The sequence below is a fragment of the Shewanella sp. Shew256 genome (assembly GCF_002196695.1).
Classification (GTDB): Bacteria; Pseudomonadota; Gammaproteobacteria; order Enterobacterales; family Shewanellaceae; genus Shewanella; species Shewanella mangrovisoli.
This window is the reverse complement of sequence record NZ_NAJR01000011.1, coordinates 64,153-88,801: the sequence shown is the minus strand read 5'-3', so window position 1 is coordinate 88,801 and position 24,649 is coordinate 64,153. Positions and strand designations below refer to the sequence as shown.

Genomic DNA, 24,649 nt, shown 5'->3' with positions numbered 1-24,649 from the left:
TTCGTTAATATTGGGGCTCATTTGCGAGGGATAACAGCATTTAGCCCCTTGGTTTATAAGAGCCAGCCAGTGACGATATGCCTCGCCACTGGCCGTATGCGGTTAGTTTGGATTGTCGATTAACAGTGTGGCTGGGCAATTAGTCTTTTTCGCCTTCGGCGCCTTTGCGAGCAGACTCGGTAAAGAGTCGGAGCTGTTGATGACCTGAGGTAGGCTGATGCGGATTTCACTCAAGAGTCCTTTGGCACAGTCTAGGGTGACCTTAGTGTGTGCACCTTGGCCAAAGCTGGCATCAAAGCTTTGATTTAGCTCCTGTTGAGTCACTTTTTTACCAATTCTTTCATGGATAAATTGTTGTACCCATGCCGAGGCATTCACTTCCTGCGTCAGCTGAGTTGCCAGTAAAAAGTAATCATTAGGGTCTTGGTTGCGACAGGTGTCATGTTTCCACCATTCATGGCGCTCTAAACAGCTGCCGTAGCGGGCGCTTGGCATCACTTCCTCGAGATTTTTTTGGACAGAGGCATTGAGCGGCACCTCGGGATAATCACAAAAATCACTCGGTTGTTGTTTCACGCTGCTGCAAAAGCCATAACGGGTGCCACATTGCTGGCGATTTGGCCAGAGGCCATGCAGGCTAAAGTGTTGCCACTGAGGCGCATCACTCGTTTGGCTTAAGGCGCGGCACTCGGCTTTACGGCTGCCATAGAGTTCGCAAAAGGTGCTCTGCCAACTTAGGGCGAGCACATTGGAGTCGTAGTTATCCTCGATTTGGCACACATTACCTTGGCGCTTCTCTGGCGTGCCACTTTCTTGCGGGCTTTCACTCTTAACCGCCGTGCTCTCGCTAGTTAGGGTTGTTTGCGCGGGCTCGACATTCGCTGTGGGCTGAGCGGTCGCTATGGATTCGGCGGGCGCTGTAGCTGCGGCATTGTATTGCCCGCAATTACCTTTTATCCAACGCAGTGGCGAGCTGTTGGCATTGGTTCGCACCCTGAGCCAATCGGGATTCGTGCTATTACCTAGAATTTCGGCAACGGGATAACGCTCGCCAATATTGCTCTGCCAATCATCGGGATTGGTTTGTTTATTTTTGGACTGAAACAGTTCGCAGCGCTTGTTGGCGATAAACTCTCCCGAGGCGGGCGCCGCCTGAAGGGTGATGGGCGTAAAACCTATCAGCAACAGCCCCAGCAAGCCAAAGCTATGGCGACAAATACCTGCGCGGTTGTGGATGGGGAGAGAAAATAAAGCTGTCATTCGCTGGCGTCCTTTCTGCTATGGCGGTGGCACAAACACATGGCGTTGCATGCTGCTATTGTGCAGTGAAATTGTAGAATGTGCTAATGGGATAGCTACTCGATGTTTGCAAAATCTTCGAGTTCTGGTTAAGGTGCCATGATGAAAAAATATTCTATTGCTTTTCTTACATTTACTTTCGTAACCACTTGGTGGCGCTCAGTCATATAGAGCGGCGCTAGGCTTTTTACATTCACTAGCTGCCGGATGGCAACGAGTGAATATCTATCAGTGTGTCTCCGGTCGGCTAATTTTTTGGAGATATACCATGCAACAACATTCATCACTATCCATTCCTGCCCAACCAGATAAAGTGCTGACTGGCGATAGAGCCACAGGGCCTTTGCATTTAGGTCATTATGTTGGTTCGCTGAAGCAACGAATTGAGTTACAGCATAGATTTGAGCAGACTATTCTCGTCGCCGATATGCAAGGATTGACGGATAACGGTCATCAGCCACAAAAAGTGGCTGCAAATATCTTAAATGTGGTTGCCGACTATCTCGCAGTGGGCATAGATCCTGCGAAAACAACTATTTGCTTGCAATCTTCTATCCCCGCGTTAGCTGAGTTGACTATGTACTATGCAAACTTGGTTTCGATTGCCAGATTAGAACGTAATCCCACTGTTAAAAATGAAATCAATAGCAAGGCCTTTGGGCGTTCGATTCCCGCAGGATTTTTGACTTATCCAATTAGCCAAGCGGCGGATATCACAGCGTTCAAAGCCACATTGATTCCTGTCGGGGATGATCAGTTGCCAATGTTGGAACAGACTAATGAAATTGTCAGAAAACTGAACCAGATTGCGCAGGATGAGGTGCTGGTTGAATGTCGACCGCTGTTAAGTCATATGACACGTCTACCGAGTGTGTATGGAAAAAGTAAGATGTCAAAAACGATCGGCAATACCATTATGCTTGGATCGAGTGAACAAGATATTTCGAAGGCTGTGAAGGCTATGTATACCGATCCCACGCATATAAATATAAACGATCCCGGTCGAGTCGAAGGCAACGTTGTATTTACCTATCTCGACGCTTTTCATCCTGATCTTCAATATGTTGCTGAACTAAAGTCCCATTATTGTGCAGGTGGATTAGGGGATGGAAAAACGAAAGCGATTTTAGAGGAATGCTTACAAAGCTTACTTGCCCCCATTCGTAAGCGTCGCGCTTTGCTCTTAGCCGATAAGGCTCAGTTAGTGTCGATTCTTAAGGAGGGAACCGCTAAGGCTCGCGAAGAGTCGGATGGGGTTTTAAGACGAGTCAAAACTGCCTTTGGTTTAAATCTATTTTGAAATGACCTAAAAAGCATAACCCCTAGCGTTAATCACGCTAGGGGTTATGATGAATTAAAGCAAAGGATTATTCTGCTTTATTGATTTGGCGAGCGTAGATCAACAGATACAGTGCTGGCAGTACAAACAGCGACAGTATCGGTGCTGTGACCATACCGCCGACCATAGGCGCGGCGATTTTTTGCATTACATCGTTACCCGAACCCGCGCCCCACATAATGGGCAAGAGGCCGAAGAAGATGGTTGCGACTGTCATTGCTTTAGGGCGAATGCGCATGACCGCACCTTCAATCAAGGCTTCTTTTAAGTCCTCGACCGTATGGTAAGTGTTTTTCTCCTGCCGATGTTTAATGGCGTTATTGAGGTACACCAACATCACCACCCCGAATTCGGCGGCGACCCCGGCAAGGGCGATCATCCCCACGGCGACGGCGACCGAGATGTTGTAGTCGAGCAGATACAATAACCAAGTGCTACCCACGAGGGCGAAGGGGAGGCTGAGCATAATAATGCTGGCCTGCATGGTCGAGCCAAAGGTCATCATCAGTAGAATAAAGATCACCCCGAGTGCCATAGGGATCACTTGCTTAAGCTTGGCATCGACCCGCTGCATGTATTCGTATTGACCCGCAAAGCTATAGCTGTAACGGGGCGGCACAACGAGTTCTTCATCTAAAGCGGTTTTTGCCGCGGCGATATATTCACCAATCGAAGTGCCTTCGATATCGATAAACACCCACGAAATTAACCGTCCGTTCTCACTCTTAAGCATTGGCGCGCCATCGTTAATTTCGATATCGGCCAAGTTACGCAGCGGCAAATAATGCCCTGATTTAGTGATCACCGGCAGCTCGCGCAGTTTCTCGATATTGTCACGCAGTTCACGGGGGTAGCGCAGGTTGATGGGGTAACGCTCCGCGCCTTGAACCGACTCACCAATGTCCATACCACCAATCGCGTAACGTACTACATCTTGGATATCCTGTAGCGTCATGCCATAGCGGGCGGCCACATCGAGTTTGGGGCTGATATCGATATAGCGACCGCCACCACTGCGTTCGGCGTAGGCCGATTTAGTGTGTGGCACTTTACTCAAGATGGCCTCAATCTTAGCCCCTAGGGTTTGTAGCTCATTGACATCGGCGCCAGTGATCTTAATCCCCACGGGGGTTTTTATCCCCGTCGACAGCATATCGATACGAGTTTTAATCGGTTGCACCCAAGCGTTGGTTAGGCCGGGCACTTTTACCGTTTGTTGCAGCTGATTGATGATGCCGTCTAAGGTCATGCCCTCACGCCATTCTTCATGGGGTTTAAGCATAATCGTAGTTTCGAGCATGGTCAGTGGCGCAGGATCGGTCGCGGTTTCGGCGCGGCCGACTTTACCAAATACGCGGGCTACCTCAGGGACGGTTTTAATCAAACGGTCGGTCTGTTGCAGCACTTCGGCGGCTTTACTGGCGCTGATCCCTGGCAGTGCCGTTGGCATATAGAGTAAATCCCCCTCTTCTAGGGCGGGCATAAACTCACTGCCCATGCGCGTCATAGGATACCAAGCGCTCGCCAATGCGACTAAGGCAAGCACAATGGTGACTTTAGGGAACTTAAGCACCAGTTTTAATGCCGGTTGATACAGGGCAATCAACACGCGGCTGATAGGGTTACTGCGCTCGCTTGGGATTTTCCCACGGATAAAGTAACCCATGAGAATGGGCACTAAGGTGATAGATAAAAATGCGGCCGCCGCCATGGCAAAGGTTTTGGTGTAGGCGAGCGGTGCGAATAAGCGTCCTTCCTGCGCCTCTAGCGCGAAGACGGGCACAAAGCTTAAGGTGATGATAATCAGCGAGAAAAATAGCGCGGGGCCGACTTCAATCGAAGCCTCGGTCACAATACGCCAATGCTCTTTTACCGAAGGCTCACGGTCGTGCTCGGCTTTAAAATGCTCCAAATGTTTGTGTAGGTTTTCGATCATCACGATGGCGCCGTCAACCACAGCACCGATAGCGATGGCGATCCCGCCAAGGCTCATGATGTTGGCATTCACGCCCATTTTATTCATCACGATAAAGGCGATAAGAATCGACAGCGGCAAGGTGATAACGGCCACTAAGGTTGAGCGGGCATGCAGCAAAAACAGCAGACATACTAAGCCCACGACCAGCATTTCTTCGACCACTTTGCTGAACAGGTTATCGACGGACTTTTGGATCAGTTGCGAACGGTCATAGGTTGGAATGATTTCCACGCCGTCTGGCAGACCAGTTTTTAACTCTTCGAGTTTGGCTTTGACCGCATCAATCGTCGCGAGGGCGTTTTCACCGTAACGCATGACCACAATGCCGCCCACGACCTCGCCTTCGCCATCTAGCTCGGCAATACCACGGCGAGAAGCCGGGCCTTTACGGACGGTGGCAACATCCTTGAGCAACAAACCTGTGCCTGATGGGCTAGTGATCCCTAAAGGAATTTCGCGAAAATCCTCTAAGGTTTGGCGATAACCCTTAGCGCGCACCATGTACTCGGCTTCGGCCATTTCGACCACTGAACCACCTGCCTCGCTATTGGCTTTATCGATAGCTTGCTTAACGGCGGCGATATCGAGCTTGTAAATCGCCATTTTGTCCGGCTCAAGCACGATTTGATAGGTTTGCTCCATGCCGCCGACGGTCGCGACTTCGGAGACACCAGCAACACTTTGTAGCTCAAGTTTGAGATACCAATCCTGTAAGCTTTTCAGTTGCGACAGGTCTAAGTTGCCGGAGCGATCGACCAGTGCGTACTCAAATACCCAACCCACGCCTGAAGCATCGGGGCCGAGAGAGGGTTGTACCCCTTGAGGTAAGCGACTGCTGATCTGGCTTAAATACTCCAACACCCGCGAACGCGCCCAATAGATGTCGGTGCCATCTTCGAAGATCACATACACATAAGAATCACCAAACATCGAGAAACCCCGCACGGTTTTTGCACCGGGCACGGCTAACATGGCGGTTGAGAGTGGGTAAGTCACTTGTTCTTCAACCAGTTTGGGCGCTTGACCCGGATAAGGAGTCTTAATGATCACCTGCACGTCGGATAAGTCCGGCAGGGCATCGAGCGGCGTTTTACGCAGCTCCTGTATCCCCCAGACAGTGATCATCATGGCGATAATCAACACCATGAGCCTTTGTCTGATCGAGGACTCGATAATATATTTCAACATAATCCGCTCCTAGTGCTGATGGCCGCTGCTTAGACGCATTAAGCTGCCCTTGAGGCTGGCCTCGGAGTCGAGTAGGAATTGTCCCGATGTCACCACGCGTTCACCTTCACTCAGGCCTGAGACTATTTCGGCCTTACCTTGGCTCATCATGCCGACCGTCACGGCCTTAGCGGTAAAGCTGTCATCGGCCTGTTTCACTATCACGCGGTTTTCTTTACCCGTTTGGATCAGGGCTTCCTGCGGGATCACTAACACATCTTTATTTGGCCCGCCGAAGAGCGAGACCTTGGCAAGCGTCTTAGGTCTGAGGGATACATCGGTATTATTCAGCACCACACGCACTCTTAAGCTGCGGGTGATGGGGTCAAGCTCGGGATAGATATAGTCAATCGTGCCTTCGATACCGCTGATATTCATGGCGGGTACCGAGACTTCGGCTTTCTGCCCTAGGGCAATCCAGCTTTGCTCATTTTCAAACACGTCGGCGATGACCCAGACTTTAGAGAGGTCGACGATTGACATCACTTCTGTTGATGGCTGGATATACATGCCATCGCGCACAGCTAACTCTTTAACAATACCATCTTGCAGGGCATAGAAAGGCACCCGGTATTGGGTTTTGCGTGAGTCAGCAAGTTGTTGGATTTGTTTTTCATTCATGCCAAGCAACGATAAACGCAGCCCAGCTTTGCGGACTAGATCCTGATAACGGCCACTGTTACCCGCAGATTTGGCGGTATCGAGTGCTAACAGATAATCATCCTGGGCGTTAATCAGATCGGGTGAATAGATCTCGTATAGTAACTGGCCTTTTTTAACTGAGTCGCCCACAGATTTGATCATCAGCTTCTCAATCCAGCCAGTTACACGGGCGTGCACATGGTTGATTTGGCTCTCGTCGTAGTCAATTTGGCCGACGGTTTCGACAAATTTCCACAGGGTATCGCGTTTTGCCTCTGCGACTTTCAGCGCAAGCGCCTGTTGCATGCTGCCAGAGACATTAATGTTGATTTCCTGAGTATTGCCGCCAGTTTCAACCTTTTCTAAATTCATGCCGCAGATAGGGCAAGTGCCTGGCACATCACTAATAATGTGGGCGTGCATAGGGCAGACATATTTAATGGTCGCACCCGAGCTTTGGCTTTTAACTAAGCTATTCGCTTTGGGTGTTGGTGTATCAAAGACTTGCGCCGCATTTTGGCTTGCCGCTTGATGCTCTGCATGTTGGGCGGCAGTGCTGGTTTCTTCCTCTTCTTCTTTTTCAACGAGGAACATATTGCACTTAGGGCAACGACCGGGTTCGTGGCTTTCGACCTCGGGGTGCATAGGGCAAGTGTAGGTTTTGACTTGATTTGCACTGTGAGTATCGTGCGCATGCTCGTGGCCTGCCTCTGCTTGAGTGGCTGGATTCGCGAGCTGGGCCTGGGTTAACCAAGGCGTACCCATCAGTAAACTACTGAGTATCAATACTGCCTTAGGGCCCGGCTTTTTTACTTTGTGAAATTGGTTCATATGCCTCATCTCCAGCCTAGCTTAGTGGTGCGCGTGATCTTTGTGCATTGCACCGTCAGCCATTTTTTCTTCCGTCGCTTTTGGCTCTAAGTTCATGCCACATTTAGGGCAAGTATCGCCTTTGTTGCCTGTCACTTCGGGGTGCATAGGGCAAATATAGGTCTGAGCTTGTTCCTGTGGCGCTGCATTGTCATGGTGGTGCTCATGGGGTGTTGCCGTGGCAAACACACTGGTGCTGGTCATTAAAAATGCAACTAAGGCAAGATTAGTTAAGGTTTTCATATTGTTCACTCCATCGGGTTTTACAGCCGAATATGAGTGCATAAAACGTGACTGCGAGATTCTGGCGCTTTGAGGCGCGAGAAAGGGTCGACACAGTGGCCTGTGTGCTCAGTACAACGCTTTTGCTTTACTCTGGGTGCTTAGATGTTGGCGCACCACAATAAACGGCGAAATAAATTGTTTTGTTAGCTTGGTTTGCCCTGAAAAAAGGGCGCAATGAGGCTAGGCTATCGGCGGTTTGAAGGCCGAGGACAAAGAGATAGAGTGGAAATGAGGCATAGGAGTGGCCACTGGGGTATCGCTCAGACTCACACTCGGCCAGAGGTGTGGGCTGAAAAGAGTGCCAGCAACTGAAATCATTAAACAATGTCCACAGTCGTTGAGACAGGATGTGGTGCCATCACAGCAGTGCTGCTTCGCGCCGGGAAGCATTTGATCGTTACAGCAATCTGTATTGGCCATTGTACTTGAGTCAGAGCGGTTCTCTGTGTTCATCTGCATCATGGCTGCATGGTCCATCCCTTGGCTGGAAGGGTTATGAACCATAGCGCTCATCTCCATAGAGCGCATCACCATCGCGTGACCATTAGACGCAACACTTTGCCCGACGAGTGCGAGTAAAGTGAAAATGACTAATAGTGAACGACCCAGTGTGTGATGCATATGTATTCCAAATAATGAACGACCCGATTTTAGCATAGAGGCATTATCCTGCAATGCGTTAACTCACATTTCAGTTAATGCCCCTGCTTGTAAACTCCTAAGGTTTATTATTTAGAAGGGTGGCTTTCCAGCATATCCGCCATTAATTGGCTGTGGTTTTGCAGTGGTAGTTGCTGCGGAGCGGCGCCATCCACGCTTAACTGAATACTAGGGTTTTTAATAAAACGTTTAGCATCGGCTTCGCTGACTAATTTAGTTGGGGTGTTGATTTGGTAATTAGACTCAGGCGCGACATTTAAGGTAAAGAATAAAGGCTCTGATTTGACCCAAGTGCCGCTATCATCGGCGCGATAGCTAAACAGATCTTGATATTTAACTTCGACCAGCACTTTACCTTCTGGCAATTGCACAGGTTTAAAGGCTTTAGTGGCTTGGCCATTAATACTGACCACATTGAGGGTATCAGTGCCTTTTAAGGTTGCCGCAGTTGCAGTCACGCTAATCGCCAGAGTGCTCATGATTAAAGTAGCGCCAACGAATGCTTTATTTAATAAAGTGGTTTTCATAATAAACTCCAAAAATTTGCTGTATCGCGAGGGTGCGCAATCGTGGTGGCACAGTCGCAGAATATTGAATCGATTTAATCGTTAAAAAAGATCGGTTACAGCAAAGCGGAGTTGGGAGGAGGCGTGGTTAACCCGAGGTCGGCCGTTTGAATCGCCCAACCTTGGACCGCAATACGCTTACTTGCATGATTCATCAAGGCAAGTTGAGGCTGTGAGGCGGTAAGATAAAGTTGTGCGAGACAATGGGTTTTACAATGGTTGGTGAGGGAGTCTTGGCAATGCAGCATGCATTCGTCTGGAGGACAATCAGGCATAGCACAATTCATTTTGCCATCGGCCATTTGCATGCTAGTCATTTGCACATTGTGAGCATCATACAAGTCATTCATCGCTGACGTTGGCATAGCATTCACCATCGCCGATTGGGCGATAAGTGAAAATAACAATGCTATGGTGATCCAAAACTTAGCCATAAAAACTCGATTAATGTGTACCTGTTCCTAAAGACCAATAAAAGTCCGGAAAAGTTTCATCCAAAATTCATTTTTTTCTTTTTTATCGGAAAAAACACCTTAAAAGAAAGCTATAAACGGGGTAAATGTCGCGTGGATCACATTTTTGTATTCTAAAAATGATTTCATTGTCTTAGCTTCTTAAGGTAGTACTTAATCATTGATCGCTTAGCATAATGATTAATGTATTAGTGAGAGTTGAAGTACCACATGGCTCTGCTAAGCTGGTTTGAGCGAGTTGTCGTATTAAGAGTTAGACCTAAGTCTCATTTTGCACTTTTAAGTTTAAATTAATCGGCATTTTTAGGCTTAGAATCAAATTTCTAATAAATGAAAAAATATAAAATAGTCTTATAAAAACTAATTTTGACAATATTTTTTGGAGATAGAGTGATGAACTGGCGTGCACTATTTAAACCAAGCGCAAAATATTCCATCCTGGCGCTGATCGTCGTCGGTATTGTTATCGGTGTTGTCGGCTATTTTGCAACCCAACAAACCTTACATGCGACAAGCGAAGACGCATTCTGTATGAGCTGCCATAGCAACCACTCATTGAAAGATGAAGTGTTAGCTTCTGCCCACGGCGGTGGTCGTGCTGGTGTGACTGTACAATGTCAAGACTGCCACTTACCACACGGTCCTGTGGATTACTTGATTAAGAAGATCATCGTATCTAAAGACTTATATGGTTTCTTAACTATCGATGGCTTTAACACTCAAGCTTGGTTAGACGAAAACCGCAAAGAGCAAGCAGACAAAGCATTGGCTTACTTCCGTGGTAATGACTCTGCGAACTGCCAACACTGCCATACTCGTATTTATGAAAATCAACCAGATACTATGAAGCCAATGGCTGTAAGAATGCACAGCAACAACTTCAAGAAAGATCCTGAAGCGAGAAAGACCTGTGTGGATTGTCACAAAGGTGTCGCTCACCCCTATCCAAAAGGATAAGGTTTAGCGCTTCAATAGCTTGATATTCAAATAAAAAGCCCTCGAAAGAGGGCTTTTTGCTATCAGGCCTTATAAGTCTTGGCTATTGATTAATGCCACTCTGCGGGACAAGGCGCTTAGCGAAATGTGATGCACCATTTGCGTGGGAGCTGTGCAGGCATCGGCAATCACTTGTACTGAGTATTCTTGTGCCGCGGGCGATAGCGCCGTATGGGTCACGCAGTTTTGCGTCATGATGCCACATAACAGTAAATGCTTGATCTGCATATCTTGGAGTAGATTGGCCAGCTCTGTGCCATCGAAACTGTCGGCAAATTGTTTTACCACAATAGGGGCGTTGGGGAGCTCTGCTAAAAGCACTGGATGGATTTCAACTCCTTGGGTGTTTGGGTTAAAAAAGGGCGCCTCACCCTGAGTCGTATCGGCGATATGCTGCACGAGAATAATAGGTATCGCCTGTTGCTGGGCTCGCTGCACTGAGTGTAAGGTGCGCGCTAATGCCTCATCGACTTGCCATTGTGGGTAAGCCCCATGGGCAAAGTAGTCATTCTGCACATCAATAATCACTAAGGCGCTGTTCGCTGGGATCTTGTTTAAGCTCGACATATTTTTCTCCTATTCGTTTTCTCTTGCAAAAGATGTCTTCGAAGGAGAGTTTGCGGTAGATTCATGCCCATTAAGAGTGGCAGAAATGACATCTATGGTGCTTAAATTGACAAATTTTGCCGAGCCATCCCCATTAAAAGTGGCGATATTAGCCATACCCGGTTGTTTAACTTCGGCCGTATTTGGCTTAGAAGAGATGTTGCTGGTGGCTAACAAGCTGATGTTAGCTGACGAAAATAATTCCCTAAGCTCAAGCAGTTTTGCAGTGACTCGGTTATCCCTAGAAGAGATGAGTCTCGAAGAGTGCTATCAGTTAGTGATTATCCCGCCGAGCATAGAAACTGAGTCTTACTTCAATGCGGCGCCTTCATTGCGATTATGGTTACAGCAGCAACATGCCCAAGGCGCTATCCTGTGCTCCGCTTGTGCGGGAGCATTTGTGCTGGCCGCCGCGGGTTTACTTGATGGTCGCAAGGCGACAACCCATTGGGGATTAGTGGAAGCGTTTCAGGCTCAATATCCGCAGGTGAAGCTCGAGATCGAGAAAATCATGGTCAACGAGGGCGATATCATCACAGCTGCTGGCATGATGTCTTGGCTCGACTTGGGGCTAGAGTTAGTGGCGCAGTTTTGCCATGTGAAAGTCATGCGCCAGCTGGGTAAGTACCTTGTTATCGACACCGGCGGACGTGAACAGCGTTATTACCAACAGTTTTTACCCAAACGAGATCATGGGGACACAGTCATCTTGGGTCTGCAAAATCGCCTACAGACTGACTATGGTCAGCCGACGAGTGTTGCGGCTTTGGCGCAGCAGTGCTGCATGGGCGAGCGAACTTTTTTGCGACGTTTTGTGAAAGCGACAGGACATAAGCCTAATGAATACCTGCAAAAACTCAGGATCCAAAAGGCCTGTGACTTACTCGAAAATAGTCCACAGAGTTTCGAGACCATAGCGCACCAAGTGGGCTATGAGGATGTGAGCGCCTGTCGCAAAGCGTTTACCCGTATTACCGGCCTAACCCCGAGTGCGTTTAGGCAACGCTTTAGTGCGCTTACGCCTGCGCCAATACCTGTCGACGATAGCTCAATAAACTAAATACGCCGAAGATAAACACTTGCAGATAATCTTGCTTGCGTAGCGTCAGCAAGTTTTTAAATAGCATATGGAAGATGGCAACTTGGAAGCAATGCATCAAGCAAGTAATGCCAAGTAAGATATTGAGAATAATGCCGATATTGCCTGCAAAAGGCATAACAAGGTTATAAGCCATCATCAACCACGCGATTAAAGTGATGGCTTTGCCCATATTGATCAGAAACGACATGCTATTCCTCGGTGTTAGCCGGAGAGTCTTCGGCTTGGTATTGGTATAAACGATAGCTGACTTGTCCTGCGGTCTTGTCTTTGAGCGGTTGCCAAGTCGCAGGGACTGCCATTTGGGTTAATTCCGACTCAATCTCCACATAAATTAGCGCACCATCATTAAGCCAACCTTTGCTATCCAATAGCTGAATGGTTTTTTCTGCCAAGCCTTTACGGAAAGGTGGATCGATAAACACCACATCAAACCCTTGCACGCAGCCATTTTGCAGCACGACTAAGGTATCTGCGTTGAGTACCTCGGCATTGTCGCACTTGAGGGTATTGAGATTCGCTTTAAGTTGCATGGCGGCAGGACGTTGCAACTCGATAATCTTGGCGTAACTGGCGTAGCGCGAGAGAGACTCAAGTGCCAAGGCGCCGCTGCCACCGAAGCAATCGAGCACCCTTGCGTGGGCAATATCATTGGCAAGCCAGTTAAATAGGGTTTCGCGGACTCTATCTGTGGTCGGCCGCAGGCCGTCTAAATCATGGATGGGGAGTTTGCGCGAACGCCATTGCCCGGCAATGATCCGCACTTGGCCACTACCGGCTTTCTTGTTGGCCGTTTGACTCTTGGTCACTTGCTTGTTGTTTGCACGATTATTAGCCAAAGTGCCCCCGTGATTTTGCCTGAAGAAAGAAAGTGGTAGACTATGCCACCTTTATAAAGGCCACTATTTTATATCAAACTCCTAGTAAAAGGTGAGAAGGCTGATAGAGCAGAACTAATTGCCGACTTTTTGGGCGTAATTGCCGCGGTAATCTGGTATAACGGCAGGGTCTTATTTTAAATTCAACACTGAAGTAGAGCGCTGGAATTACACATGGCAAAGAAAGGTTTTTTCTCCTGGTTTCGTAAAGATAAATCACAAGATGAGGTTGTCGAGCAAACCCCAGTCTCTACTCCATCGCAAACCGAGCAAGCCGAAGCATTAGCAAAGCAGCAAGCTGAAGAAGCCCGTCTCGCGGCTGAAAAAGCCGCAGCCGAGCAGGCGCTAGCCGACAAATTAGCGGCGGAGCAGTTAGCCGCAGAAAAAGCCGAAGCGGAAAGAATTGCTGCGGAACAAGCAGCAAAAGCAGCAAAAGCTCAAGCAGAAGCGCAGCGTGTTGCTGAAGAGCAAGCTGTACGTTTAGCCGAACAACAGGCGGTCGAAGCCGCACGTTTAGCGGCGGAGCAAGCGCATGCTGAGCAGTTAGCTGCAGAAAAAGCCGAAGCGGAAAGAGTTGCTGCGGAACAAGCCGCAAAAGCCCAAGCAGAAGCGGAAGCGCAGCGTGTCGCCGAAGAACAAGCCGCACGTTTAGCCGAACAACAGGCTGCTGAGGCGGCACGTTTAGCGGCGGAGCAAGCACAGGCAGAGCAGTTAGCCGCTGAAAAAGCGGAAGCGGAAAGAGTTGCCGCGCAGCAGGCCGCAGCAGCCCAAGCAGAAGCCGAAGCCCAAGCAGAAGCTGAGCGAATTGCCGCTGCACAGATCCAAGCTGAACAACCCCTTGAGCAACAACCCGAACCTCAGGCAAAACCCGCCAAAGAAAGCTTCTTCGCGCGGTTAAAACGCGGCCTGATGCGCACTAGCGAAAATATTGGTAGCGGTTTCATTGGTTTATTCCGTGGTAAAAAAATCGATGATGATCTGTTTGAAGAGCTGGAAGAGCAGCTATTAATCGCCGACGTGGGTGTAGAAACTACTTCACGCCTTATCCAGAGCCTGACCGAACATGCGTCCCGCAAGCAATTAAAGGATGCCGAAGCACTCTACGATTTACTGCGTGATGAAATGCAGAAGACGCTCGACCCTGTCGCTATCCCTTTAGTGCCTGAAAATGCTAACGGCCCCTATGTGATTTTAATGGTTGGTGTTAACGGCGTGGGTAAAACCACCACTATCGGTAAACTGGCGAAGCAATATCAGCGTCAGGGTAAGTCTGTGATGTTAGCGGCGGGCGATACCTTCCGTGCTGCAGCGGTTGAGCAATTACAGGTTTGGGGTCAACGCAATAATATTCCCGTGGTGGCTCAGCATACGGGCGCCGACAGTGCCTCGGTACTCTTCGATGCGTTGCAAGCGGCCAAGGCCCGTAAGATTGATATCTTGATTGCCGATACTGCCGGTCGTCTGCAAAACAAGTCGCATCTGATGGAAGAGCTTAAGAAAGTGGTGCGGGTGATGAAGAAGCTTGACCCAGAGGCGCCGCACGAAGTCATGCTGACCTTAGATGCGAGCACGGGCCAAAATGCTATTAGCCAAGCGCAGCTATTCCAAGAGGCTGTGGGCGTTACCGGCATGACCATCAGCAAGCTCGACGGTACTGCTAAAGGCGGCGTGGTGTTTGCGATTGCCGACAAGTTTAAAATCCCGCTACGCTATATTGGCGTGGGTGAGCAAATTGATGATTTGCGTACCTTTAATTCTAAAGAATTTATTGATGCCTTGTTCACTCAAGAAAAAGCGGATAGCTAATTTATGATTGATTTTCAGCAGGTCAGTAAGATTTATCCTGGTGGCCAAATGGCACTGGAAGAGGTGAATTTTCATCTACAAAAAGGTGAAATGGCATTCTTAACCGGCCATTCGGGCGCGGGTAAGAGTACCCTGTTGAAATTAATCACAGTGATCGAGCGCGCAACCACCGGCCGCGTGGCGATTAATGGCCATGATATTGCCAAAATCAGCCCTAAACACGTGCCCTATTTGCGCCGCAATATTGGGATGATTTTCCAAAACCATCATCTATTGATGGACAGAAGTGTATTCGACAACGTCGCCTTACCGTTAGTGATTGAAGGTTTCTCCCTCGGTGAGATCCGCAAACGTGTCGCTGGCGCGCTGGATATGGTGGGTTTATATGGCAAAGAGCGCCATAACCCCATTATGTTATCCGGTGGTGAGCAGCAACGTGTCGGTATCGCCCGCGCCATTGTGAATAAGCCGCCACTATTGCTGGCCGACGAGCCAACGGGCAACTTAGACCCTAAGTTGTCGATGGATATTTTGCGCTTATTCGAAACCTTTAACGATGCAGGCACGAGCGTACTTATCGCTACCCACGATCTGGGACTGATCGCGCGGATGAAGTACCGCACTTTCACCCTGAAACAAGGGCGCATGCTCGGTGCACAGGAATTACACCATGGACACGCGACCGCTCGAGGTGATGGGCTATGAGTGATAATGCCAAACTAACGCGCAGCAAGTTGCCCATCTCGGGGCGTATCGTGATGTTTTTTATTCGTCATGTGCAGCAAGCCATGGCGAGTATGGGTGAATTGTGGCGCAGTCCAGTTTCTTCGCTGATGACCATGGCGGTTCTCGGGGTGAGTTTAAGCTTACCTGCGGCGCTGCAAGTGTTAGTTAAAAATGCCGAGACTATTACCAGCTCTTGGAACAGTGCGGCGGAGATTTCACTGTTTATCGATGAAAATCGCAGCGAGCAGACGATTCAAAGTCTGCTGACCCGCATCCGAGCCTATGCCGAAGTGGAAAAGGTGCAGTATATCGACCGTAATCAAGCACTCGAAGAGTTTCAGCGCCTGTCGGGGTTTGGTGAGGCGTTAGCCTATCTCGATAAAAACCCTCTGCCAGCGGTGATTACTGTGACGCCCACTCAGCGTTATTCCACCCCAGTGGGTGCCCGTGAGTTGTTGTCTAAGTTGGAGCGCGAGCCTGAAATCAGTTTTGGCCGCTTAGATATCGAATGGCTAGAGCGTCTGCAAGCCGTGGTGCGCTTACTCGAACGTACCGTGATGGCGATTGCAGCCCTACTGGTACTCGCCGTGGTGTTGGTGATAGGTAACACCATTCGCTTAGCGATTATGAATCGTCGCACCGAAATTGAAGTGATGAAGCTGGTTGGCGCTACAGAGTCCTTTATTCAGCGCCCCTTCCTTTATACCGGCATTTGGTATGGAGTGATTGGCGGTGTATTGGCTTGGCTTATCATTAACATATTGGTTTGGTATCTAGATTCTGCCCTAGCCGAACTGCTCGGTTTGTACGGCAGTCAGTTAGAGATGAAGTCTTTGACCTTTACCGAACTGCTACAATTAGTGGGCTTAGCCTCCTTCTTAGGTTGGCTGGGCTCTTACCTTTCGGTAAGACAACATTTAAGAGCGATTGAACCCTCTTAATGATCAATCGTTTATCGTTTAAAAATGCGGCTAGATAAGGCAGGCGATGAACTTTTGCTCACTTGCAATGTCTATTCAACGGGGTTAAAAGTAACACCCCAGACGAGCGAAGGTTGACATACTCTGTCAATTAGCCGATAGTTCGTCAGCTCATCCTTAAGGTGTTTTGAGTTAAACCACAGGATGAAATCGACTTATATTTGATAAGTAGTAAGAGAGTAGGAGCGCGAATGACCTTTCAAACGCAATCAATGGCACTAACAGTCCCCCAGGGCAGCAGTAGTTTAGAAGCTTATATCCATTCAGTGACTAGCATGACAATGTTAGATGCTGAGACTGAGTATGAGTTAGCCAAGCGTTTGCAGGAAACGGGTGATCTGCAAGCGGCGAAGCAACTGATTATGTCGCACTTACGTTTTGTGGTGCATGTTGCTAAGGGCTACTCAGGTTACGGTCTGCCACAGGCGGATTTGATCCAAGAAGGCAACATCGGTCTGATGAAAGCGGTTAAGCGCTTCGATCCCGATGTGGGTGTCCGTCTAGTGTCTTTTGCTGTGCACTGGATTAAAGCCGAAATTCATGAATATGTGCTGAAAAACTGGCGCATTGTTAAAGTCGCAACCACAAAAGCACAACGTAAGTTGTTCTTTAATATCCGCAAAGCGAAAACTCGCCTCGGTTGGTTTAGCGATGATGAAGTCGCAATGGTGGCGGAAAACTTAGGTGTATCTAAGGCCGATGTGACTGAGATGGAATCACGTATGGCGGCGCAGGATCCGGCGTTTGACCTGAGCAGTGATAACGATGATGAGCAGGATTTTGCCCCTGTGCATTATCTCGAAGATCATTCATCGGACTTAGCCGAAAACATCGAAAACGATAACTGGGAATCCAATGCCCAAGGTCGTTTATTATCGGCCATCAAAACCTTAGACGAGCGTAGCCAGCATATTCTGCGTGCCCGTTGGTTAGACGATGATAAGACCACACTGCAGGAATTGGCAGAAACCTATCAAGTCTCGGCTGAGCGTATTCGCCAGTTAGAGAAAAACGCCATGAACAAGCTTAAGGCTTGTATGGAAGCCTAATTCGGCTCGGCGTGAGAACATAAAAAAACCTGCTACGGCAGGTTTTTTTGTGGCTGAAATCAACAGGATTCAGATTGAATAGCGGCAATAAGTTGTTTGCGATTCACTTTTAAACCCGTTTGTTCGGCATTCTCTGGCCAAGGGTAATAGCGGCGCGGCCTTTTAAATCGAGCGATTTTGTCGGCGAGAAAGACTTCAAGCTCAGCCTCTATTGCACTTATCTCTTGGCTTGTGCTGCCGAGAATAATGTCGCCACGAATAATGGCGGCGGGGAGTTGACCGAAGGTGACATCAGGTTGAGGGAAGACGATCGCCTCATCAATTAACGGATGCAGTTTGAGCGCCGCTTCAATTTCCTCTGGCTGAATGTTCTCGCCGCCACTGATAAACATATTATCGACGCGGCCTAGTATCTTTAGATTACCGTTAGCATCCCACTCGCCCCTGTCTTTGGTATAAAACCAACCCTCGGCATCGAGTGGTTTTTCGATCCCCTTATCCGTGAGATAGCCCATAAATAAGCAATCTCCCCGCACCCAAATCACCCCATCGACAATTTTGAGCTCACGTCCTGGGAGTAATTTGCCACTGGTGCTATCGCTTAGCGCTGGGCCTGTGGTAATTTGCGAGCCCATCTCGGTCATGCCGTAACTGGTAAAGCTGGCAATATGCCGCTGTTCGAGCTGTTTAAGTAAATCGATAGAAATTGCGCCACCGCCGAGCAGCAGGGCTTTAATACTCTTGAGTGAAGCCTGTTTGTCGGCGAGCAAATTGAGTAACTGCGTCGGTACCAAGGAAGCATGGGTTAAGCCGTCGCGCTCGATTTGTGCCTGCAGCGGGAGAGTCGGATCCGGCAGCACTACCGTCGCCGCCACTAAGGCGCAGCGGTTGAGAATGGCGAGGCCGCCAATATGAAACAGGGGTAACGACAACAACCAAGCATCACCTGTGACCAGCGGGATCAGGCTGCGGGCGCCCTCGGCATTGGCAATGTGATTCGCAAGATGGTGCACGGCCGCCTTAGGAAAACCGCTGGAGCCAGAGGTTAAAATCACATTGCTCGGGCGATAAAGATCAAAGGCTGTCGCGGCTTGCTCACTGGCTGGACTCACGTCGAGGCTAAAATCCAACGTGAGTGGATGACTGCCTGACAAGGCCAACTCAGTTTCGCTCCAATAGAAAGGGATTTGGTGGCTATCGATAAGCCCTTGAACTTGCGCTAGAGGAAAACGCGGCGAGATAGGAAAGAAGATTGCGCCAATATCCACACAGGCCCAATACAGGCAAATCATCTCTAAATTATTGCGGCTGATACACGCCAGAGGTTGCCCTTGGTCAACACCTATGCGCGTGAGCTGTTCACCCAAGCCCAGCACCATATGGCTTAAGCGGGCGTAGCTGATGTCATGACCATTACACTTAACCGCCGTTTGTGTGGGCGAGGTGAGCGCAGCGCTATGTAATGGCGAGATACCTTGCGGTGAAATGGATTGGGATGATGCCAATGTTTGAGATTCGGACATTGGCAATTAATCCTGCTGTGTATTGGCGACAAGTTTAAGTTGATGAAGCTTCAAGCATTGAGACTTGCCGCTTGGCACGATTAAGTCTTGGCTGAAGGCGGCTAACGTATCGAGCCCTGGAATTTCATCGGGCGTCAGTATGGCGGCTAAATGGGCCAAGTCATTGATGCCTAAGCTGGACTCAAGACTTGAGCTTAAGATGCAGTGCACGCCATGGCTGTGGGCCTCGTCAATAAGGCGCTGAAGTTTTTCAATACTGCCAAGTAGCATAGGTTTGATGATGAGCGCCGTGAGTCCCTCATGCATCACAAATTGATAATCTGGATCATTAAGGGATTCATCTAAGGCGTAGGGCAGCGGAATGGCGCGGTACAGGGTTTGATTATCCTGCGGATGCTGACAAGGTTCCTCAATATATTCAATACTCTCTAGCGGTAAACAGGCAGCAAAGTCGAGGGCTTGTTCTAAGCTAAAGCCACGGTTGGCATCTAAGCGCAACTTGAGATCGGGTCTCTGGCCTAAGATGCCATAAATCAGGCTCAATTCATCTTCCATTGAGGTTTGTGCGACCTTCACTTTGACTGAGTGCACGCCGCTATCGAGACTCGCAATGTTAGCGAACAATTCGGTTTTGGGTGCATCCGTCGGCTGATAGATGAGCGGCACTGTGCTGATAACTGGGCGCACTGACTCGAGTTTTCCGCTGAGTTTGGCATGCAATAGGCTTAAGCCAAAGGCAATGGACGGATAAGAGCTCGCTTCGGCCTGCTCAAGCAAGCTATCGATAGGCTGGTTTTGCAGCTTGGGCAATAGCGCCACTAAGGCCTGCTGTACTTCATCTAGGCTCTCGCGGCTAAAGCCGGACAATGGCTGTTGGTCGATATCAAACCCTGAGAGCGGCGCGATTTCAACCAGTTGCTCGCTTTCTTCGCCCTCTGCTTGTGCCTTTGCCTGCAACACTAAGCTCGTTCTGTGGTCGATGCGCTGTTTCCCCACGGGCAAAAAGCGGTCTAAGGGCAAGCTATATAAGTACAAGCTGAGCGACGTTAAGATCATATTTTCCCTAAATTAATCTGTTTCAAGTCATCGATTTTTTAAGCTTTAGTGCGCTTAAGCAGGCGACTAATGCCGCGGGATTGGCTTGATGTATGTTATGCCCAGCCTGTTCAATCTGATGCAAGATGATGGGTTGTTGCGCTTGCCAAGCCTTTGCTATTACGGTGAATTTCGCATCTTGGCTGCCCGCAAAAAAATGGCATTCACAGCCAAGGCTTGCAGGTACATCCCAGAGAGAGGTTTGGCGAGCCAGCGATGTGGCTAAAAAAATCTGTTTTAGCGTTTGTTTGGGATGTTGGTCGAGCAGCGCCGCACGCTTGGCTATCAAGGCATGCCGCGCCTTGTCGGACATATCGGCAAATACCGCCTGTTGATACCAAAGCTGTAAAAAATCTCGACTGCTTAAGCTGAGCAAACGCTTAGCCCACAGGTTATCGTTTTTGCTGCGTGCGGTTTGCTCTGCGGTATCGGTTAGCCCGGGATGACAGGATTCTAGCCATAAGCTCAAAATGCGCTGCGGATACGCCTTGGCAAGGTGCAGGGCAATCCGGCCGCCGAGGGAGTAACCGTAAAGAAAAAACGGTCCAATACCCAGGCGGTCGAGGCGGCTGATAATGTCTTGAACACAATAGTCGAAACCATTGGCTAGCGTCGATGGCAGCTCTTGCTGATTGTCACCGTGTCCGGGTAAATCGAGGCAGATACAGTGAAAATGTTGGCTCAGTTCGGGGATAAGCGGCAACCAATCGGCCTTAGTCCCTAAAAAGCCGTGAAGCAGGACTAAGTTTGGCTGCGAGACTTCCCCGTAACGGGCCACGGTTGGCATTAGCTTTGTTTCACCCATAAATTCAGCGCGGCGATCTGCTCGCTGGCTTGATGTTGGCTCACACTGACTTCGATCACCGAGGCGCCCTGATAATCGAGCGCTTCGTGATAACAGCTTTGGAAGTCGGCTAAGTTATCCACTTGATTATAGGGCAGATTGAACATGGCTGCGGCATAACCAAACTCTAGACCATGGCTTAGGCGGTAGTAATCACTGCGCAGCTCCTCGTTGGGAACGGGCAAGAGATTGAAGATATTGCCGCCGTCGTTGTTGAGAATAATGATCACCAGCGGGCTGGTTAAGCTGCGGGCAATGGCAAAAGAGTTGAGATCATGCAGCTGGGATAAGTCCCCAATAATCAAGCTAGTGGGTTTGCCTTGGTGCGCGGCAATGCCGCAGGCGGTGGCCAGTAAGCCATCGATCCCCGAAGCACCGCGGTTAGTGTAAGTGGTAGCCGTGCAACAACTCACAGGGGCGTACATATCGTATAAGCGCACGGGCAGACTATTGCCGATAAACAATTGCTGCTCTAACGGCCGCGTATTGGCAATGGCGCGGATAACCTGCGCCTCACCAAACTCACCTTGATCGATATTTCGCACAAATAAACTATGCAATTCATCGTTGTAGGTGACTAAGGTGTTGGCCCAATTGGCCGAAGAGGAACGATACCAATTAAGTTGAGCAAATTGCGCGGCGTTGGCGTGCCAAATGTGTTTGGCATTATGGCTTGGATCGAGTCTGTCCTGCTGTGGCAGCACTTGCCAGTAACTGTGCCAGTTTTGCTCGGCAAGGTAAGCAATCAAACGCTTAGACAATAAGCGTCCACCAAACACCAGCACGCGATCCGCCTCTTGTAACAGATTGCGCGCCTTGGGATGTTGCAGTAGTTGGTCAATATTGCCGACCGCCGCCGGATGTTGCCGCAGTTGCGACTGTGCATCGGTAAGCAAGGGCCAACCAATTTTTTGTGAGAGGGCGATAAGCTGCTGTGGATCTTGCTCCGGCGTGAGCGTACCCGCAATGATGACGCCCTTGCCGTGGACGAAACGCATAATGGCGTCATCGCTTGGGCTGCTGAGGTGTTCACTCTTACCGTATTGAGTGTAGGGTCTGGCGTGTTGCAACCAAGTTTGCAGTGGCTTGAGATAAGGCGATTCGCTATCGAGAATGCTGCCATTCATCTCACTCGGATAGAGGGGTTCACGGTACATGCAGTTGATATGCACTGGGCGTGTTTGGTTTGCCACCGTCTCATCGAGCGTTGTGAGCAACATCTGTGGCGCAATGTGCGCATCCGGCGTGGGTAGGTTTACCTGCTGGGCATAATTGGCAAAAATCGCCGGTTGCACTATGGCTTGATTGGCGCCACAGCCGAGTAATTCTGGCGGTCTGTCACCGCTTAAGACAATCAAGGGCACATGGGTCAACCAAGCTTCGACTATCGCAGGATAAAGGTTGGCGACGGCCGTGCCTGAGGTGGTGATAATCGCCACGGGGGCGCAGCTGGCTTTGGCTAATCCGAGGGCCATAAAACCTAAGCCACGCTCATCGAAATGCAAGTGACGTTTAAGCTTAGTTTGCTGAGCCGCAGCTAAGGTTAGCGGCGTTGAGCGAGAGCCCGGTGCCATGCAGACATGCTGCACACCAAGACGTGCTAATTCTTCCAGAATAAGTGCGCCCCACATCAGGTTCAGTGTGGCTGTGTTTTCGGTTCGCATAGCAAGATCTATCAGAATAAAGATGGGCTTAGTGTAACGTGTTTGGCGGCTAAGATGTATGTCTGGCTTAACAAAACTTGGGGTTGTGTGTAGGAGGGTGAGGTGGAGCCTAAGCTAAGGCGCAGGTTGCCTATCACCTCGTATAACAAGATGGAAAATGAACAGTCATTTAGTGGTTAGATAATATTATCGACGATTTTCTTTATCTGCCCGCTTAGCCAGAGCAAGTCTTCGTTCACCTTATTCGGTTGGTTTTTTTGCACGAGGAAAATCGTCGGCGCCTCGGTATGGGCGTACAAACGTTCGGCCTCAAGTTGCGATAACTGGCAGGTGTGTAGCTCGGGAATATCGCTCACCATTTCATAAACTACCCGATAGGGCAGTAAGGAAATCGTCTGACTCTCGCCGAGATATTCAAACAGACTCGAAATACTGGTAATGGTAATTTCAGTATTGAGTTTTATGCCATGTTTAATACAGAACTCTTGGTACGGACTGAGCCGAGTGCTGGGATTACCGAGGTCCGTGTTCACATAAGGATATTCGGCAATGCTCTCAAGCGTGATTTCGCGTTTAAAAATCGGATGATTACGACTGGCGATGAGATAAACCTTGTCCATGTGTTGCAGCGTCGTGGTTTGCAACTTATCACCAAAAGCCGCCACATCGGCGGTGCTCTTATTGCAGCAAATGCCTAAGGACACATCGCCATTGATGATGTCCTGTGTCGTGTGCAGCGACCAGGGGGTGATATTAATCTGCATGGGTTTTTGTTCATCCTTAATGGCCTGCATCAAGGCTTTAGGAAACGCATAGGCAATGAGGCCCGGCGCTGCGATTTCAACGTGGGTTTTGACTTGGCTTGCATTTGCCGCGCGCACCTTTTGAAATTTATCCGAGCATTCTATGGTTTGTTTCGCAATGGGATATAAATGAGTGACAAACTCATTGGGAAATAAGCCGTATTTTTTTCGAATGAAAAGCTCATCACCAAATGTCTCCCGCAGGTTTTTAAGGCTACGACTTATTTTGGGGGCAGGAATGTCCAGCGCCTTTGATACATAGGTTGCGGATTTGTTCTCATATAATGAAACAAGTATTTTTAAACTCAAAATATCGAGGTTGTCCATGTTATTAATATGCATTTTTAATATTCCTTAATATTGAGTTAACGCTATGAATAACACCTGATTATGATGTTATTTATTAGATTTAATGTGAAACCCGTCCCAAGTTTTACACCTTTGATTTATCTATGTGTAACAGAAAGTTTAGATTTATATTTTTTATTTTTCAAAAAATATTTTTAATTTAATTTGAAATTTTACTTTCTGATATTTGATTATTTGAATTTCAATTTTTCAATTAACTATTATCAATATATGCATTTAAGATTTATGTTAAACAGTAATGTGTTCTGTATCTTAACTTGTTGTTTATGTTTAATTTGTCATTTTTAAATGTGACGAAGATCAAAAAAATAATTCGGATTAACAATAATACTGAAGCTGCTTTAAAAGGAGATAACAAAAATATAATTGTGTTATTGGAGGCGTATATGAACACTTCAGTCATTCTCAGCTATGCGTTTATGTACTTTGTACTATTCGTCGCAGTGCCATTCGTGTTTGTAATGTTTGTCATGACCTGCATTAAGTTTTTTAGAGCAGATCCTGATGAAGCACATCATGAAATGAAACTGAAACCAGTGTTATTTGATGAAGAGAGTTTTAATTTTTTTAAATCACTCAAAACTGTCGTAGAAGGTAAATACGATGTCTGCTGCAATGTGCCATTAGACACAGTATTTGATATGGACCAGCATGATGCTGATTTAAATCATGAATGCCGTCTAGACTATGTGTTGATTGACCATGACTCATCTGAAGTCAAAATGGTGATCAGTGATGCTGGTAAGCAAATCAACTCACCCATGAAAAAGCTGTTCGGTAAATTCAATATTGGTTTTATTGAAATGAACCAGCATAAGCAGTGGGATCCCCAAAGCCTTAAGCAAGCTTTAGCCGTCTGACCACGACTGTCG

General features: G+C 48.5%; 23 protein-coding genes. 8 read left to right on the top strand and 15 right to left on the bottom strand.

Features of this window, described 5'->3' with window-relative positions; translation table 11 throughout:
- Nucleotides 1–102: 102 nt before the first annotated feature.
- Complete coding sequence (locus B5P39_RS17935) at nucleotides 103–1,260, bottom strand: ribonuclease T2 (protein ID WP_088212495.1); 1,158 nt, start codon at nucleotides 1,258–1,260, stop codon at nucleotides 103–105.
- Between the two features lie 307 nt (nucleotides 1,261–1,567).
- Here B5P39_RS17935 and trpS point away from each other — a divergent pair, with 307 nt between their 5' ends.
- Complete coding sequence (trpS, locus tag B5P39_RS17930; protein WP_088212494.1) at nucleotides 1,568–2,599, top strand: tryptophan--tRNA ligase; 1,032 nt, start codon at nucleotides 1,568–1,570, stop codon at nucleotides 2,597–2,599.
- A 67-nt stretch (nucleotides 2,600–2,666) separates the two neighbouring features.
- Here the strand turns inward: trpS and B5P39_RS17925 are convergent, their stop codons facing one another.
- The 6 genes from B5P39_RS17925 to B5P39_RS17900 all read right to left on the bottom strand — a co-directional run bounded on the left by B5P39_RS17925 (nucleotide 2,667) and on the right by B5P39_RS17900 (nucleotide 9,300).
- The gene (locus tag B5P39_RS17925) at nucleotides 2,667–5,804 is read right to left on the bottom strand and encodes an efflux RND transporter permease subunit (protein ID WP_088212493.1); all 3,138 of its coding nucleotides are present in this window, start codon (nucleotides 5,802–5,804) and stop codon (nucleotides 2,667–2,669) included.
- A 9-nt stretch (nucleotides 5,805–5,813) separates the two neighbouring features.
- Entirely contained in the window at nucleotides 5,814–7,316 is a 1,503-nt protein-coding gene (locus B5P39_RS17920) for an efflux RND transporter periplasmic adaptor subunit (protein ID WP_088212492.1), read from the bottom strand.
- A 21-nt stretch (nucleotides 7,317–7,337) separates the two neighbouring features.
- Nucleotides 7,338–7,598 (bottom strand): heavy metal-binding domain-containing protein, encoded by a 261-nt coding sequence (locus B5P39_RS17915; RefSeq protein ID WP_088212491.1) that lies wholly within the window; start codon nucleotides 7,596–7,598, stop codon nucleotides 7,338–7,340.
- 222 nt (nucleotides 7,599–7,820) lie between these two features.
- Nucleotides 7,821–8,261 carry a hypothetical protein gene (locus tag B5P39_RS17910; protein WP_254915806.1) on the bottom strand — a complete coding sequence of 147 codons (441 nt, stop codon included), beginning with the start codon at nucleotides 8,259–8,261 and terminating at the stop codon, nucleotides 7,821–7,823.
- Nucleotides 8,262–8,368: 107 nt separating this feature from the next.
- A complete protein-coding gene (locus B5P39_RS17905) occupies nucleotides 8,369–8,827 on the bottom strand; it encodes a DUF2057 family protein (protein ID WP_088212489.1) in 459 nt (152 codons plus the stop codon).
- Between the two features lie 95 nt (nucleotides 8,828–8,922).
- A complete protein-coding gene (locus B5P39_RS17900; RefSeq protein WP_088212488.1) occupies nucleotides 8,923–9,300 on the bottom strand; it encodes a hypothetical protein in 378 nt (125 codons plus the stop codon).
- 432 nt (nucleotides 9,301–9,732) lie between these two features.
- Between B5P39_RS17900 and cymA the strand changes: the two genes are divergently transcribed.
- Nucleotides 9,733–10,296, top strand: a complete 564-nt coding sequence (gene cymA, locus B5P39_RS17895) for a NapC/NirT family cytochrome c CymA (protein WP_011718695.1) — start codon at nucleotides 9,733–9,735, stop codon at nucleotides 10,294–10,296.
- 69 nt (nucleotides 10,297–10,365) lie between these two features.
- On the opposite strand, the gene B5P39_RS17890 is transcribed toward cymA, so the two are convergent.
- Nucleotides 10,366–10,902 (bottom strand): cysteine hydrolase family protein, encoded by a 537-nt coding sequence (locus B5P39_RS17890; protein ID WP_088212487.1) that lies wholly within the window; start codon nucleotides 10,900–10,902, stop codon nucleotides 10,366–10,368.
- A gap of 97 nt (nucleotides 10,903–10,999) precedes the next feature.
- On the opposite strand from B5P39_RS17890, the gene B5P39_RS17885 reads away from it, so the two are divergent.
- Nucleotides 11,000–12,001 carry a GlxA family transcriptional regulator gene (locus B5P39_RS17885; protein WP_369596983.1) on the top strand — a complete coding sequence of 334 codons (1,002 nt, stop codon included), beginning with the start codon at nucleotides 11,000–11,002 and terminating at the stop codon, nucleotides 11,999–12,001.
- Here the strand turns inward: B5P39_RS17885 and B5P39_RS17880 are convergent.
- Together B5P39_RS17880 and rsmD are read right to left on the bottom strand one after the other, a co-directional pair.
- On the bottom strand, nucleotides 11,958–12,230 hold the full coding sequence (locus B5P39_RS17880) for a DUF1145 domain-containing protein (RefSeq protein WP_011718692.1): 273 nt from the start codon (nucleotides 12,228–12,230) through the stop codon (nucleotides 11,958–11,960). The two genes, B5P39_RS17885 and B5P39_RS17880, sit on opposite strands and share 44 nt — an antisense overlap.
- A gap of 1 nt (nucleotide 12,231) precedes the next feature.
- On the bottom strand, nucleotides 12,232–12,879 hold the full coding sequence (rsmD, locus tag B5P39_RS17875; RefSeq protein WP_088212486.1) for a 16S rRNA (guanine(966)-N(2))-methyltransferase RsmD: 648 nt from the start codon (nucleotides 12,877–12,879) through the stop codon (nucleotides 12,232–12,234).
- Between the two features lie 213 nt (nucleotides 12,880–13,092).
- On the opposite strand from rsmD, the gene ftsY reads away from it, so the two are divergent.
- The 4 genes from ftsY (at nucleotide 13,093) to rpoH (ending at nucleotide 17,479) form a co-directional block, all read left to right on the top strand.
- Nucleotides 13,093–14,724, top strand: coding sequence for a signal recognition particle-docking protein FtsY (gene ftsY, locus B5P39_RS17870; protein WP_088212485.1), 1,632 nt, complete (start codon nucleotides 13,093–13,095; stop codon nucleotides 14,722–14,724).
- Nucleotides 14,725–14,727: 3 nt separating this feature from the next.
- Entirely contained in the window at nucleotides 14,728–15,429 is a 702-nt protein-coding gene (gene ftsE, locus B5P39_RS17865; RefSeq protein WP_088212484.1) for a cell division ATP-binding protein FtsE, read from the top strand.
- Nucleotides 15,426–16,391, top strand: a complete 966-nt coding sequence (gene ftsX, locus B5P39_RS17860; protein ID WP_088212483.1) for a permease-like cell division protein FtsX — start codon at nucleotides 15,426–15,428, stop codon at nucleotides 16,389–16,391. Before ftsE ends, ftsX begins: the two co-directional genes overlap by 4 nt.
- Before the next feature lie 230 nt (nucleotides 16,392–16,621).
- Complete coding sequence (rpoH, locus tag B5P39_RS17855) at nucleotides 16,622–17,479, top strand: RNA polymerase sigma factor RpoH (protein ID WP_011624492.1); 858 nt, start codon at nucleotides 16,622–16,624, stop codon at nucleotides 17,477–17,479.
- Nucleotides 17,480–17,538: 59 nt separating this feature from the next.
- On the opposite strand, the gene menE is transcribed toward rpoH, so the two are convergent.
- The 5 genes from menE to B5P39_RS17830 form a co-directional block, all read right to left on the bottom strand.
- A complete protein-coding gene (menE, locus tag B5P39_RS17850; protein WP_088212482.1) occupies nucleotides 17,539–19,002 on the bottom strand; it encodes an o-succinylbenzoate--CoA ligase in 1,464 nt (487 codons plus the stop codon).
- A 6-nt stretch (nucleotides 19,003–19,008) separates the two neighbouring features.
- Entirely contained in the window at nucleotides 19,009–20,058 is a 1,050-nt protein-coding gene (gene menC / locus B5P39_RS17845; protein ID WP_088212481.1) for an o-succinylbenzoate synthase, read from the bottom strand.
- A 22-nt stretch (nucleotides 20,059–20,080) separates the two neighbouring features.
- Nucleotides 20,081–20,884 carry a 2-succinyl-6-hydroxy-2,4-cyclohexadiene-1-carboxylate synthase gene (gene menH, locus B5P39_RS17840; protein WP_088212480.1) on the bottom strand — a complete coding sequence of 268 codons (804 nt, stop codon included), beginning with the start codon at nucleotides 20,882–20,884 and terminating at the stop codon, nucleotides 20,081–20,083.
- Nucleotides 20,884–22,605: a 2-succinyl-5-enolpyruvyl-6-hydroxy-3-cyclohexene-1-carboxylic-acid synthase gene (gene menD, locus B5P39_RS17835; protein WP_088212479.1), complete on the bottom strand. Its 1,722-nt coding sequence runs from the start codon at nucleotides 22,603–22,605 to the stop codon at nucleotides 20,884–20,886. The genes menH and menD overlap by 1 nt, the downstream gene beginning before the upstream one ends.
- Nucleotides 22,606–22,781: 176 nt before the next feature.
- A complete protein-coding gene (locus B5P39_RS17830; RefSeq protein ID WP_088212478.1) occupies nucleotides 22,782–23,750 on the bottom strand; it encodes a LysR family transcriptional regulator in 969 nt (322 codons plus the stop codon).
- 413 nt (nucleotides 23,751–24,163) lie between these two features.
- On the opposite strand from B5P39_RS17830, the gene B5P39_RS17825 reads away from it, so the two are divergent.
- Nucleotides 24,164–24,637, top strand: coding sequence for a DUF2726 domain-containing protein (locus B5P39_RS17825; protein WP_088212527.1), 474 nt, complete (start codon nucleotides 24,164–24,166; stop codon nucleotides 24,635–24,637).
- Nucleotides 24,638–24,649 lie beyond the last annotated feature (12 nt).